This window comes from Nostoc sp. FACHB-133 (assembly GCF_014698055.1).
GTDB lineage: Bacteria > Cyanobacteriota > Cyanobacteriia > Cyanobacteriales > Nostocaceae > Nostoc.
In genome coordinates, this window is the sequence record NZ_JACJSH010000026.1 from 19,190 (window position 1) to 32,687 (window position 13,498).

13 protein-coding genes are annotated in these 13,498 nt (G+C 43.2%); 5 read left to right on the top strand and 8 right to left on the bottom strand.

Annotation, left to right across the window (positions count from 1 at the left end; genetic code table 11):
- The first annotated feature begins 31 nt into the window (after positions 1-31).
- From H6G86_RS20980 to H6G86_RS20990, 3 genes are all read left to right on the top strand, one after another.
- Positions 32-580 carry a phycobiliprotein lyase gene (locus tag H6G86_RS20980; protein ID WP_242064900.1) on the top strand — a complete coding sequence of 183 codons (549 nt, stop codon included), beginning with the start codon at positions 32-34 and terminating at the stop codon, positions 578-580.
- A 213-nt stretch (positions 581-793) separates the two neighbouring features.
- Complete coding sequence (locus H6G86_RS20985; protein ID WP_179072324.1) at positions 794-1,528, top strand: 15,16-dihydrobiliverdin:ferredoxin oxidoreductase; 735 nt, start codon at positions 794-796, stop codon at positions 1,526-1,528.
- Between the two features lie 49 nt (positions 1,529-1,577).
- Positions 1,578-2,345 (top strand): phycoerythrobilin:ferredoxin oxidoreductase, encoded by a 768-nt coding sequence (locus H6G86_RS20990; RefSeq protein ID WP_199338379.1) that lies wholly within the window; start codon positions 1,578-1,580, stop codon positions 2,343-2,345.
- Positions 2,346-2,386: 41 nt separating this feature from the next.
- Here H6G86_RS20990 and H6G86_RS20995 read toward each other — a convergent pair whose 3' ends face one another.
- Positions 2,387-3,280, bottom strand: coding sequence for an ATP adenylyltransferase family protein (locus tag H6G86_RS20995; RefSeq protein WP_190935989.1), 894 nt, complete (start codon positions 3,278-3,280; stop codon positions 2,387-2,389).
- A 238-nt stretch (positions 3,281-3,518) separates the two neighbouring features.
- On the opposite strand from H6G86_RS20995, the gene H6G86_RS21000 reads away from it, so the two are divergent.
- Positions 3,519-4,784 carry an HhoA/HhoB/HtrA family serine endopeptidase gene (locus tag H6G86_RS21000; RefSeq protein WP_190935929.1) on the top strand — a complete coding sequence of 422 codons (1,266 nt, stop codon included), beginning with the start codon at positions 3,519-3,521 and terminating at the stop codon, positions 4,782-4,784.
- Between the two features lie 287 nt (positions 4,785-5,071).
- Complete coding sequence (locus H6G86_RS21005) at positions 5,072-5,326, top strand: hypothetical protein (protein ID WP_190935930.1); 255 nt, start codon at positions 5,072-5,074, stop codon at positions 5,324-5,326.
- 301 nt (positions 5,327-5,627) lie between these two features.
- Here H6G86_RS21005 and aroF read toward each other — a convergent pair whose 3' ends face one another.
- From aroF to kdpB, 7 genes are all read right to left on the bottom strand, one after another.
- Positions 5,628-6,686, bottom strand: coding sequence for a 3-deoxy-7-phosphoheptulonate synthase (aroF, locus tag H6G86_RS21010; RefSeq protein WP_190935931.1), 1,059 nt, complete (start codon positions 6,684-6,686; stop codon positions 5,628-5,630).
- A 282-nt stretch (positions 6,687-6,968) separates the two neighbouring features.
- A complete protein-coding gene (locus H6G86_RS21015; protein ID WP_190935932.1) occupies positions 6,969-7,439 on the bottom strand; it encodes a PAM68 family protein in 471 nt (156 codons plus the stop codon).
- Positions 7,440-7,451: 12 nt separating this feature from the next.
- A complete protein-coding gene (rpsO, locus tag H6G86_RS21020; protein WP_041565894.1) occupies positions 7,452-7,721 on the bottom strand; it encodes a 30S ribosomal protein S15 in 270 nt (89 codons plus the stop codon).
- Between the two features lie 381 nt (positions 7,722-8,102).
- A complete protein-coding gene (locus H6G86_RS21025) occupies positions 8,103-9,878 on the bottom strand; it encodes an iron uptake porin (protein ID WP_190935933.1) in 1,776 nt (591 codons plus the stop codon).
- 558 nt (positions 9,879-10,436) lie between these two features.
- On the bottom strand, positions 10,437-11,075 hold the full coding sequence (kdpC, locus tag H6G86_RS21030; protein ID WP_190935934.1) for a K(+)-transporting ATPase subunit C: 639 nt from the start codon (positions 11,073-11,075) through the stop codon (positions 10,437-10,439).
- On the bottom strand, positions 11,075-11,344 hold the full coding sequence (locus H6G86_RS21035) for a potassium-transporting ATPase subunit F (protein WP_190935935.1): 270 nt from the start codon (positions 11,342-11,344) through the stop codon (positions 11,075-11,077). Before H6G86_RS21035 ends, kdpC begins: the two co-directional genes overlap by 1 nt.
- Positions 11,345-11,350: 6 nt before the next feature.
- Positions 11,351-13,492, bottom strand: coding sequence for a potassium-transporting ATPase subunit KdpB (gene kdpB, locus H6G86_RS21040; RefSeq protein WP_190935936.1), 2,142 nt, complete (start codon positions 13,490-13,492; stop codon positions 11,351-11,353).
- Positions 13,493-13,498: the final 6 nt, after the last annotated feature.

Below are 13,498 nucleotides of genomic sequence, written 5' to 3' on the forward strand. Positions count from 1 at the left end.
AAAACAGATGCATCTAATACCGCCCTTGTCAATGATCGACTTCTTCCATAAAAGTGAGGGTACATGGTTTACGGAACGTTCCGTTCACCATTTTGACTCAGCAGCAGATGAGTCTGGGCAGTCAAATTTGATCATTAAAGTCATGGAAAAGAACGATCTGAAAGTCCAAGAAGTCTGTAAAGACCAAGGCATAGACCCTACGAAAGCAACAGGCGGTGCGAGCTTTGCATGGCAGGCTAACTTAGACACCAGGCTACCTAATGACAATGCTGCCATTTTGGTTGATATTCCCGACGAAACGAGGCGTTCTGGAAAACTGATCCGTAACCAAGGCTATGTTGAAAGCATTCCCGTTGTCAGTCGGTATCGGTTTGCCGATGATGGAGTTCTGACGATTGATACTGACTATGACAATAACCAAGGTCAAGAACGTTGTTGGTTTGTTACTGATGATTTTCGTGTCAGGGTTAGTACCGTGCGAATGATGAACGGTGTCAACTTAATGGCTTATTGTTCTGAACGTCGCTGTGTTTCCCAAGAACTTCTAGAGCAAATGATCGCTAATCATTCCAGGCATTAGTGGGGAATGAGGAATGGGTAATGGGGAATGGGGAATGGGAAATGGGGAATGGGAAATGGGAAATGGGGAATGGAGAATGGAGAATAACCAATTCCCAATTCCCAATGCCCAATTCCCAATTCCCTATTAAGGAATGTTGCTTTGTTTCTCATAAATGAGACGTGCATGATTGCCATCACTTATTTTCATGCAAGGGTTAACAAATCATGTTCCATGTATAAACCTTTCCTGGAATTTTTAGAAAAAGAGCTATTTCAGCGCTTTGATTTACAAAGTAGGGTCATTCCCCCTGGTTTGGAATTCAAAGTTAGCGATCGCGGCAGAAACCCTGCAACTATTCGCAGTTGGTGTTACCAATCTCAAGAGTTGCGGAAAATTCGCTATACCTATATTGATGCCGGGGAAAGCGCCCAAATTTTTAACAGCGTGATTTATCCTAGTCATAACTACGATTTACCTCTGTTGGGGATTGATTTTTTATCCTTTGGCAAAGTCAAAAATCTAATTGTGCTTGACTTTCAGCCTTTGTTTCAGGATGAAGATTATCAAAATAAATATATAGCTCCGCTAAAATATCTCCATAATAAATACCCGGATTTGGCGCAAAACTTAGAAATGAAGTTTTACGATGCCAACCAGTATTTTTCTAAGTACCTCTTGTTTGCCAAAACAGATGCAGAAACAGTTTCAACGCGAGTCTTTGAAGCTTTCCAAGATTATTTAAACTTGTATTGGCAAATGCTAACAGATGCCCAAGCGCTTCAAGATCCAGAAGATATCCAACGGATTGTCAAAGCCCAAAAAGACTATGACCAATATAGTGCAGACCGAGATCCAGCATCTGGTTTGTTTAGCAGTTACTTTGGTCATGAATGGGCGGAGCGTTTTCTTCATGAATTTTTATTTGAAGATGCCGTTCCTCTAGCAGTTAGTGCAAGTAAAAGATAACGAGGATTGGGCATGGGGAATTGGGCATTGGGCATTGGGCATTGGGATTATGAATTTGGAGCGAAGCGAAGTGACACTATATCAGCCATTTCTCGATTATGCGATCGCCTACATGCGATCGCGCTTGGATTTAGAACCCTATCCCATCCCCACTGGATTTGAGTCCAAAAGTGCTGTTGTGGGTAAGGGCAAAAATCAAGAAGAGGTTGTCACCACTAGTTACGCCTTTCAAACTGCAAAATTGCGCCAAATTCGTGCAGCCCACGTCCAGGGTGGTAATTCGCTACAAGTGCTGAATTTTGTGATTTTTCCCCGCCTCAACTACGATTTACCCTTTTTTGGGGCGGATCTGGTGACATTGCCAGGAGGACACCTAATTGCTTTGGATATGCAGCCCCTATTTCGGGATGATTTAGCATATCAGACAAAATATACTGAACCAATTCTGCCCATTTTCCACACTCATCAACAGCATCTATCTTGGGGAGGAGATTTCCCAGAAGAAGCACAGCCTTTTTTCTCTCCCGCTTTTCTGTGGACTCGTCCCCAAGAAACGGCTGTAGTAGAAACTCAGGTGTTTGCCGCTTTTAAAGACTATTTAAAAGCTTATCTGGATTTTGTAGAGCAGGCAGAAGTTGTAACAGATTCCCAAAATTTAGAAGCCATCGAGCAAGCCCAACTGCGATACCTACGATATCGGGCTGAAAAAGACCCAGCACGAGGGATGTTTAAACGCTTCTATGGTGCCGAATGGACTGAAGAATATATCCACGGCTTTTTATTCGACCTAGAGAGAAAATTAACAGTCGTCAACTAGAGGCTTCACCAATTTAATATTGGGCAAATGACTAATCAATATTAGGATGTAGCAACATTTTTGAGGATAGTCATCGGCCCTTGGGCTTTGATAATTTCCATTTCTCCTGCGTTTCGCACTAGCAAACTACCAGCGAATCCTAATGAATTCACAGAGATAGACTGAAAATACTCCTGCGATCGCGGTACGATCAACATCCATTCTCGTGTCGCTAGCAGATTGTAAGCACCCAATTGCTTTGGATCTAAACCCACAGCCCCTAGCAAAGTGCGATAAACTTCTAGTGTTTCTTGGGCTGCTCTAAATGGCGATCGCACCCAATCAGGATTTAGTGGCGCAAAAGCGTTTACAAAAGGAAGTTTTGCTATTGCGTTCGATTCCTGAAATTGTACTGCCCTCAGTAAAGGTTCAATAGGTATCTGCGGCCCTGAAGGTACAAGTGGTAATGGAACTAACTGTAAGTGTTTGTGTCGCTGGCTAGCACCTGCATTTTTGCCACTATTGTAAAATGCTAAACCATCGAAATCAGCCAAACACGCCCACATAGCGGCAAAATCTTCCAGAGTCAGCAAACTTTCCTGTTCTTCGAAGGCACGGGTAATAATTAGCAGATGAAGATCGACAACATTATATTTATTTAAAATACATACATGAGTATCAGAGATATCCGCCACAAATAAATCCTCTTCGTAGGGCAAAAAAGGATTAAACTCTTGACCAGAGACAGCAGATTGTTTTTCCTGTTTCTTCTTAGCTGCTTTTTTGCGATTCAGATTAGACAAAATCCGCACTAAAAAGCGCACGCCATCCTGTTCGATAAATTCAAATTCTGTCGGAATCGACAGTAACGCCCCACATTGTAAAGCATGTTCAGTTCGTTCTTTAACACTTGTCCATAAAGTGCCAGATTCCAGTAAGATTTTCCCCTGTGGCATTTTCATTCCTTCACACATGGTATAAAACACGCAGTCAACTTAACGTCAAACTGTTGGTTAGAAACCGCTCTGGCTCTAAGTTGACAAGCATGACAACTGTGTAACTCTACGAATGAGTATATTCCAATAAGGTTTAGTAAAGTACCAAAGCTTTCACAACAACGCAATACCTCTGCAACAAAACTGTCACAAATCATATCTACATTAGTAATACATCTCAATATCTTTCCAGACAGCAATGCAAAACCAATCTCGTGATGGAGAACACCCATCAAATAGCATTTTATCCAACACTGCTGATACCAAATACCATAATCAAGCACCCTGGAAAAAGGCTGCCGCCTCTCTATCGCTGGTGCTGCTGGGATCAGGTATGACATTGGCAGGTGGCTACATGGCTGGACATTCTCAGCAGGTGTCTGAGAGTGCATCTAATTTGGCAGCGAGTCGCGTAAATGCCGCTCCTCCAGTATCAGCTGCCACAGATCCTAACTTTGTTACCCAGGTGGTGCAAAAGGTCGGACCGGCTGTAGTACGAATTGATTCTTCCCGAACCGTAAAAACCCGGTTGCCTGATGAGTTAAACGATCCATTTTTCCAACGTTTCTTTGGCTCTCAAATGCCAGAACAACAGAATCGGGTAGAACGAGGTACTGGTTCAGGCTTTATTATTAGTGCTGATGGTCGTATCCTCACCAACGCTCACGTAGTCGATGGTGCTGATACGGTGACAGTAATACTCAAGGATGGACGTAGTTTTAAAGGTAAGGTATTAGGTAAAGACGAGTTAACTGATGTTGCTGTTGTTAAGATTCAGGCGGACAATCTGCCGTTAGTAGCATTGGGTAACTCAGATCAACTGCAACCGGGAGAATGGGCGATCGCGATCGGCAACCCCCTAGGACTAGATAATACAGTAACTACCGGAATCATCAGTGCTACCGGACGCAGTAGCAATCTAATCGGCGCTGCCGATAAGCGAGTAGAGTATATTCAAACTGATGCAGCCATTAACCCCGGTAACTCCGGCGGCCCCCTACTAAATTCCCGTGGTCAAGTAATTGCCATGAATACAGCTATAATCCAAGGGGCACAAGGATTAGGCTTTGCTATTCCCATCAACACAGCACAACGCATTTCCAGCCAAATAATAGCTACAGGCAAAGTAGAACATCCTTACCTGGGAATTCAAATGGTGGGGTTAACACCTCAGCTAAAACAAAATATCAACTCAGATCCCAATAGTGGTTTGAGTGTAGATGAAGATAAAGGTGTATTAGTTGTAAAAGTTATGCCAAATTCACCAGCTGCTAAAGCAGGAATACGTGCTGGTGATGTTATCCAAAAGCTTGGCGGTCAAGCTGTCACAGATGCCAACAGTGTCCAAAAGGTAGTAGAAAATAGCCAAATCGGGGGGGATTTGCGCTTAGAATTACGTCGCAATGGACAGAATCTTAACGTCGCTGTGCAACCTGGTGCTTTCCCCACCGCACCAGTACAATAAAAGTTTTGCTATTGAGTCAAAGTGAATTTTTGGGATGGGCAAAATACCCATCCCTTTTTTTTAGATGGCAAAGAGAAGGTGGGCACTGCCACTATGTAAAAATAGTTTTCTTTAAAAGCAGAGTTATTTTTATATTTTTTATCCATGACATTAGTCATGGTTTAACTAATTACCTTTTTCACTATTGTATATCTATTTTCAGTCCTATTATTTACTTGTCAAAGAGATTAAGATTTTGCGAAAAATTAATCTCTATGATGTCTACACCATAGAAGGAAAGTTTGCGAATGAGTATTAAAAGAATGCTTGCTAGTGCAGCACTGATTTTACCAATTGCTGTTACCTTTATTCCTTCCCAAGCCGATGCTCAGGCTAGATGGCCAGTTAGGCGGCCAGTTCCAGTTAGAATAATCAGAAGACCACCGCCAGTTAGGGTTTATACCCCTGTCCAAGCGAGAAGAAGGATACTGGTTCCTGGACGTTGGGTGCAGACAAATCGTGGTCGTCGATGGATACCTGCTCGCTATGTATATAGAAGATAAAAAGACCTACAAATGCAAAAAATATTGCCTATCAATATTGATTGTATAGTTCTTTTCCCATAGATTTTTTTAGTGTTTAAAAATCCCCTTTAGAAATATTTTAAAGGGGTTTATTTCATGTTTACAATAAATAGGTAGTTGACATCCTCACCGATGTAAACGCACTCTTAAGAAGGAGTAATGAGTAATAAGTAATAAGTAATGAGTAAATACCCATTTTTCATCCACTCATTACTCATTACTCCTTACTCCTTACTCATTACTCATTTATTTATGCCCAGCAAGAAGTTGCAACTGAATTTTAAGCTAGAGCTACTGCTGGTTGCTGCCAGCGTCCTACCGCCTTACCAATGACTGCTAATTCTTGCATTAATTTATCAAAACGGTCTGGTGTCACAGATTGGGGGCCGTCAGATAAAGCTTTGGCAGGGTTGGGATGAACCTCTATCATCAGAGAATCTGTGCCAGCTGCGATCGCAGCCATTGCCATTGAAGGCACAAACTCAGACCAACCTACGCCGTGGCTGGGGTCAATCATAATTGGCAGGTGAGTTAGTTTCCGCAACACTGGCACTACCGATAAATCCAGCGTATTTCGCGTATATTGGCGGTCAAAGGTGCGTATTCCCCTTTCACACAAAATTACATTGGAATTGCCAGATGCCAAAACATACTCGGCTGCCATCAACCAATCTTCAATAGTAGCCGCCATTCCCCGCTTCAAGAGAACTGGTTTCGACTGCGCTCCCACTTTTTTGAGCAAGGAGAAATTCTGCATATTTCTTGCTCCTACCTGAATCACGTCAGCAACTTCGACAATTTTATCCAGGTCAGCCGCATCCATTACTTCTGTAATAATACCTAGTCCACTGACTTCCCGCGCCTTTGCTAATAAATCCAAAGCACTCTCCCCGTGTCCTTGGAAGGCATAAGGTGAAGTTCGGGGTTTATATGCCCCTCCGCGCAAAAATTTTGCTCCAGCCGTCTTGACGCGCCGTGCTGTCTCTACAATCATTTCTTCATTTTCTACTGAGCAGGGGCCGGCAACAACTACCAAAGGCTGATGTTCACCAAATACCACTGCTCCATTAGGAGTATTAACTACTACTTCCGAAGCTTCGCCGTGACGGTATTGGCGACTGGCTCGTTTGTAAGGCTGCTCTACCCGTAACACCTGCTCAATCCAGGGGCTAAGTTCCTGAATTTGTAATGGATCTAAGCTGGCGGTTTCACCTACAAGACCAATAACTACTTTATGTTGACCAATAATTTTTTCTGGAGTTAGCCCCCAGCTAGTTAATTCCTCATCAATACGGTTTATTTCCGCTTCTGGGGAACCAGTTTTCATTACTATAATCATGTGAAATTTCCTAATTAATTGAGTAAAATTTTCTGTAAATGGGCTAACTTTATTGTTGCCTATTGCCCTAATTACGAATAGTTAAAAACAAAATTTATTTACAAAATAAATAGACAAAATTATAGCGCTCAGTCAGTAGTTTTACTACTGGGTAGCTGGATGTAGGTATAAAAAGATTATATAATTTTAATTAGCAATGTTGAAGTTATAAAATTTCAACTTCAACATTCACTTCTTTTATTTACCCAATATCGCAGTTACTTAATACCTGAGCGCCGTTAATTATGAGTTTTTTTGCCGAGTTTCGCGCCAAACTGCCACCATTCGTCCCCAATTGGTGTTGAACTCACCCACACCTAGCAAACTTCCGACTCTTTCTTCATCCCAAGAGGCAGAGAGAACGCCATAAGTTATGCCTAAGACCCCCAAACCAAATAGTCCCATGTTCACCAATAACACGGCGATGGGAGGTAGTTGGATGTCGGAGTAGATAGCAAGCAGATAGCTAACAACCAGGACACTAATGCCCAAAGCTGTTGGTACGCCACAGAAACCAGCTACCCGTCGGATCATCCTCTGGCTGACTACTTGAGGAATAGCCATCTCTTGTTTGGTGTAAGTCAGTTTTTTATCAGCCTGTTTGCCAGATTCTTGTGGCTGTGCTGCTGGTTTACTTTGAGTTTTTGCGGGTTTTTGACGCTTTTTGTTTGGTTCAAAGGGCAAGCGACTGCGTTCAGATTCTTCAGCAGACATAAGCGGTAGTCCCTATCCACGAATACCGAGGCGAGCGATCAAAGCTTGATACTTTTCACGGCTTTCCTGCGATATATAGGCTAGAAGACGCTTACGCTGACCAATTAGCTTCAACAGTCCCCGTCGAGAAGAATGGTCTTTTTTATTTGCCTGGAGATGTTCGCTGAGGCGGTTAATGCGCTCAGTTAGCATGGCAACTTGGACATCAGCCGAACCAGTGTCGGTTTCGTGAACTTGGTAATTGGAAATGATTTCTTGTTTCCGCAGTTGCGTCAGGGCCATGATTGATTCAATTGCTAGTTTTTCTAAATGTATGCAGCAGTCTCCCATAATATCACAGCCCTTAAGCTGGATGTCGAATCATCTTTGCTGCTATGTCTGGCACTCTAAAAGACTAAGTAAGTCAAGAGACATCCAGTATCTTTATATAGAGGCGAATAAGATAATTTTAAATGGTAGCTTCCGTGTCGATATTTGAAAGTTTGTCTGGATTAGTAAACCATTTGTCCTGGCATTTCTTTCAGTTGTTTTTTACTCCAGACAGCAGGAACGCTATTTCAACCCAAATACAAAACTTTTCGGTTAGAGGGAAAGGATTTGAATTCACCTTTCCCCCTTGCCCTTTAACCTTTTCCTAGATTGGACTTGCGTTCACCAAATCTTTTAAAAGGTGAAAGTTGTTCTCAGAGTACCGATAATTGCATCGTCGTTAGCGCTGCTTTGTCCAGGAGAGGTCAGCCAGATGACACCAGGGGTGATTGAGATGTTATCTGACACGCGATATTTATAGAAGCCTTCAAAGTGATAAGGGATATCATTACCAACAAAACCTGGTCGGTTAAACGAATATGGTTCTGCACCAGCAAAAATACCTAAAACGTTACCTTTTTTACCGAAGTCAGGTAACGCTACCCCAAGACCGTAGCTCCAAGCTTCATAATCATCACCAGCACCAAAGCCTGAGACATCATGGTAAGAAACGAAGCCACTAATTGAAAGTTTGTCGCTGGGTCTGAAGGCTGCTTCTATACCGTAAGAATTACTAGAAGATGCGCTGAGGGTACTTAAGGTGTTAGCTTGATTAGTACCTACGACACGGTTAGTACTACCCAAACCGCCGCCTAGATCAAATAAATTCCCGCCTCCAGCACCATGATATCCGTGAACGTAGGTAGCAGCGATCGCCAAGCGATCGCCAACACTAAAGTTCAACTGTCCAAGAGCCGCATAGTTACCCTCTAATAAACCTTGACTTGCTCCAGGGTTATTAGCATTTGATGCCAAGTAGCCTATAGTCAGTGAACTTGGTTTGAAAAAACTGCCACCGCTACCAAAGGGTAAAGTCAGCGCTGCACCGGCACCACCACCAATGCGATAGATGGGACTTTCAGAAGCAAAGGTAGACAAAGCACCATTACCACCATCAAAGTCCTCAAAGTAAGGATTATTAGTGGCAGCATAATCGCTATGAATACCTCCGGTAGCCGCAAAGTACGCTTGGGCTGGGCCTATGGGTACGTAATACGCTAACCAATCGATACTGACAGAATTACTACCAGTGTTACCGATTTGAAAAGTTTGTGTGCCTTCAGCAGTATTGATAGGAACACCAGCATTATCCAGTTGACTAAAGGCTAGTGAATTACCGGCTGCAAGACGGGTGTGTAAAACGTCTTTACCTGTGAAGCTGGTTTGCAGGTCTAAACGTACCCTATCTTGGAAAACAGTATTATTAGCATCGCCAGTGTTGCCGCCAAAAATATCACTAACGGCAAAAATAGCTTCACCCACAAGCTTGGTTGTAGTAGAAAACTGATTTGCTTCTAGTTCAGCAGTCCGTGCTTCTACAGCATCAACTCGACCACGCAAAGTTGCTAGTTCTGCCGAGAATTCTTCTTGCAAACGCTGGAGGGTAGCCAAATCTTGTTTTGTTACCAAGTCAGCAGTCGCTGTTGCAATCAGTTCATTAACCCGATCTAAACAAGCATTCAAACCTGCGGCAAATTCATAACGAGTCAGTGCCCGATTACCACGATAGGTAGAATTTGGGTATCCAGCAATACAACCGTAGCGTTCAACCAGGGATTGTAAAGCTTGGAACGCCCAGTCAGTCGGCTGTACATCAGAAAACTGAGAAACTGATGTGACTTGAGACAGGGAATTTTGGTTTTTACCCTCAGTGCTGTAGCGGTTAACCTCTTCTAAAACCTTATTGTCATCAGTCTTTTGGGCAACCAATAGCTGATTAACTTTTGGTTGCTCTGTTTGAATAAATGTTGAAGTATCAGAAGACATCGGTGCTTCTGTCTGAGCAGTTTTTGCCTTTATATCTTCAGAGGAGCCTGCTACTTCAGTAGCTATAGCCCTAGCGGAAACCAACACCGTCACTCCCAAAACTACTGGACTTAGTACCAGAGTTTTCCACAATAGATGAGACATTTTTTATTTTCCTTTCCTAAAAAATACCCGAAATCAATGGGTTAAAGAAAAAGATAACAAGCAGTTATTCTACTTAATTTGAAATCTTATCAGATTGCTGTTACTTAAGCCATATCTGACAAAATTTTTACGGATGAAGAATCGTAAAGACTTGCTTATGCTTTGTTTGGCAGATTTAAGAGTTTATGATTGAATTGCGCTCAATTTTGTGCCATTTTTTGGCTTTAGCTTCTTATTCTTGACTATTATTGGCGGTAAATCCTTTTTATCTTTGTAAAACTAGCAAATTTCAACTAGAGTTGTCCATATTTTTAAAGAACCATGATATTTGCTAATGACATCATCAATAATTTTGGAAAATTTTCGTTGAAAAAGTCGGGTTCTAACCCATAAAATACTTTCGATGAATTTTCAGTAAAGAATTTGGAGTAACTGCTTACGTTCTTCATTAATACGAGATATTGAGGCTTTCAATATTCATCATAAAAAATTAGTCTGAGATAATAATTCTGAACAGTAGAGACGAGGAATTTTGCGTCTCTACTATTTCCCATAGCTTTATTTCTTAATCTGATCCAAAGCTAAATTCAGCTTCAACACATTAACTCCAGGCTCGCCAAAGATGCCGAGAAAGCGTCCATCGGTGTTTTGGGCAATCAAAGTTTCTAGTTGGTTTGGCTGAAATCCTCGTGCCTTGCTTACTCGCGCAATTTGCGCGATCGCAGCTTCGGGGGTAATGTGGGGGTCAAGGCTAGAACCAGAGGTGTAGATTAAATCGCCAGTCGGCTGCACACCTGCTGTTTTCAAACGAGTCAAATCACCTTCAATTTTTTTGCTGGGGTCTGGATCATCTTTACCTTTGATGCGTTCGAGTAATGCGGGATTACTGGGAGCCAAGTTACTAGCACCAGAAACCCCAGTTTTCAAAACTCCCCCATCATCCTTTTTGGGATCGGCTGTGCTGTAACTGGTGGTACTGGGACGACTGTTAAAATAGCGATCGCTAGTAAAGGGTTGACCAATCAAAGCAGAACCCACAACTTGACCTGTGCTATTTTTCAGTAAACTACCATTTGCCTGAAACGGAAACACAATCTGCCCAATGGCAATCATCGCAAAAGGATAAATAATCGCACCGATTACCCAGAGTACTAAAGTAGAACGAATAGCTCTGCTAGCTTCACGTGCAAAACTCATTAGAATTTCTCCGGTACAAACATTACAAAAAATAGATAGATAGAAAGCCCTAACGTCACCATTCCTAACAGTCCCAATCCCCAAGATTGACTGCGGGAAAGTTGTTCGCTAGTAGCTGCATAGACCATAGGTGCAACCACTAGGTTGAAACACATCGCCAGGAATAAATACAGTGGCAGCTTTTGTCTGCGCCATTGACACCAGATATCAGTTATTTCTTCAACTACTTGAGATGCAAGGATAGTGCGTCGGATATGAACGGGTTTCATAGTAAATTAAGACAAAGGTAAAATAATATCTATTAGTTTGATGGCAATAAAGGGAGCAATGATGCCACCAACGCCATAGATGAAGATGTTGCGACGTAGCAGTTGATCTGCTGTTAAAGGTAAAAACTTTACCCCTTTGAGTGCTAGCGGAATTAGTGCCGGAATAATCAAGGCGTTGTAAATCAGCGCCGAGACGATCGCAGATTGGGCACTCTTTAATCCCATAATATTCAGTGCGCCGATTCCAGCAGCCGCAAAGATTGTGGGAATGATCGCAAAATACTTGGCAATATCGTTAGCGATGGAGAATGTTGTCAAGGCTCCACGAGTAATTAGCAACTGTTTACCTATGGTTACTAAGTCAATTAGCTTCGTGGGGTCAGAGTCTAAGTCCACCATGTTAGCAGCTTCTTTAGCAGCTTGCGTCCCAGAGTTCATTGCCACACCCACATTTGCTTGCGCCAAAGCAGGAGCATCATTAGTACCATCCCCGGTCATTGCCACCAGTTTACCCTGAGATTGTTCGGAGCGAATCACCTCAATTTTGTCTTCTGGAGTTGCTTCGGCAATAAAATCATCCACCCCAGCTTCTTCAGCAATTACCGAAGCGGTAATTCGATTGTCACCTGTAAGCATGACGGTGCGAACACCCATCCGGCGGAGTTGGTCAAATCGTTCCCGCAGACCAGGTTTGACAATATCTTTGAGGTAGATCACACCATAAATTTTGTCATCTTGGCAAACAGCTAAAGGTGTACCGCCTAACCGAGAAACTCGCTCATAAGCTGCGTCTATATCATCAGGAACGTAGCCGCCACGAGAACGGACAAATCCCTTAATGGCATCTACCGCTCCTTTGCGAACTTGTTTGCCATCGGGTAGATTTGTGCCACTCATTCGGGTTTTCGCCGAAAATTCTACACCTTCGGCTTTGTCAATATTAAAATCTACCGCAGCCTGAGACTTTTCTGCTAAAACTACAATTGACTTGCCCTCTGGCGTTTCGTCAAACAAGCTAGCAGCTAGAGAGACTCGCGCCACATCTTCTAGCGAGTGATTATCCAGAGGAATCAACTCATCAGCCATTCGGTTCCCCAAGGTGATTGTACCCGTCTTATCCAGCACCAAGGTGTTGATGTCGCCGCAAGCTTCTACTGCCCGACCGGAGGTAGCAATGACATTGAATTGGGCAACCCTGTCCATCCCTGCAATACCGATCGCACTGAGCAAACCACCGATAGTTGTGGGAATCAAAGCTACTAGTAGTGAGATGAGAATAGCAACGCTAGCACCCGCCCGCAAACTGTTTCCCGCCTCAACGCCAAAGGCCGTGGTGATAAAACTAGCGATGTAGCCAACGAAGGGCGGCATAGTTGCCACCACAATCAAGAACACCTGCGTTAGCACTGCCAACAATACTGTTAAAGCAATCTCGTTGGGAGTCTTGGTGCGTTGTGCCCCTTCTACCAGGGCAATCATGCGATCAATAAAGCCTTGACCTGGATCGGCACTAATACGAATTGTCAACTCGTCTGAGAGTAAGCGTGTACCTCCTGTCACCGAACTGGCAATATCTGTACCTGGTTGCTTTAATACAGGGGCAGATTCCCCAGTGATGGCAGACTCATCTACTGAGCCAATGCCTTTAATTACATCCCCATCGGCGGGAATCATATTATTTGCAACCACCTGAACCAAATCGCCCCGTCGCAGTTCCGTAGAATTGACTTGTTGTATAGAACCATCAGGGAGAATTTTATTAGCGATCGTATCCGATCGCGTCGATCGCAGTGAATCAGCCTGTGCTTTACCGCGTCCTTCTGCTACAGCTTCGGCAAAGTTGGCAAATACGAGGGTGAAAAAGAGAATAAAAGTAATCAACCCATTTAACAGGCGTTGTTGGTTGATATCTGCCTGGACTGTGCCAAACAGATTTGGGTCAAGGGTAACAAGAAAGGTGACAATTGTCCCCACCCAAACAACAAACATAACTGGGTTTCTGACAGTAATTCGCGGATCGAGTTTGACAAATGACTCACGAATTGCTCTTTGGTAAAGTCCCCGCATATCTGTTTTGGGGGTGTGCTTACGCGAGTCACGAGTTCCAGATGGAATACGAGGCGAAGGAGAATCAGTAGTAATTGGCATACATTA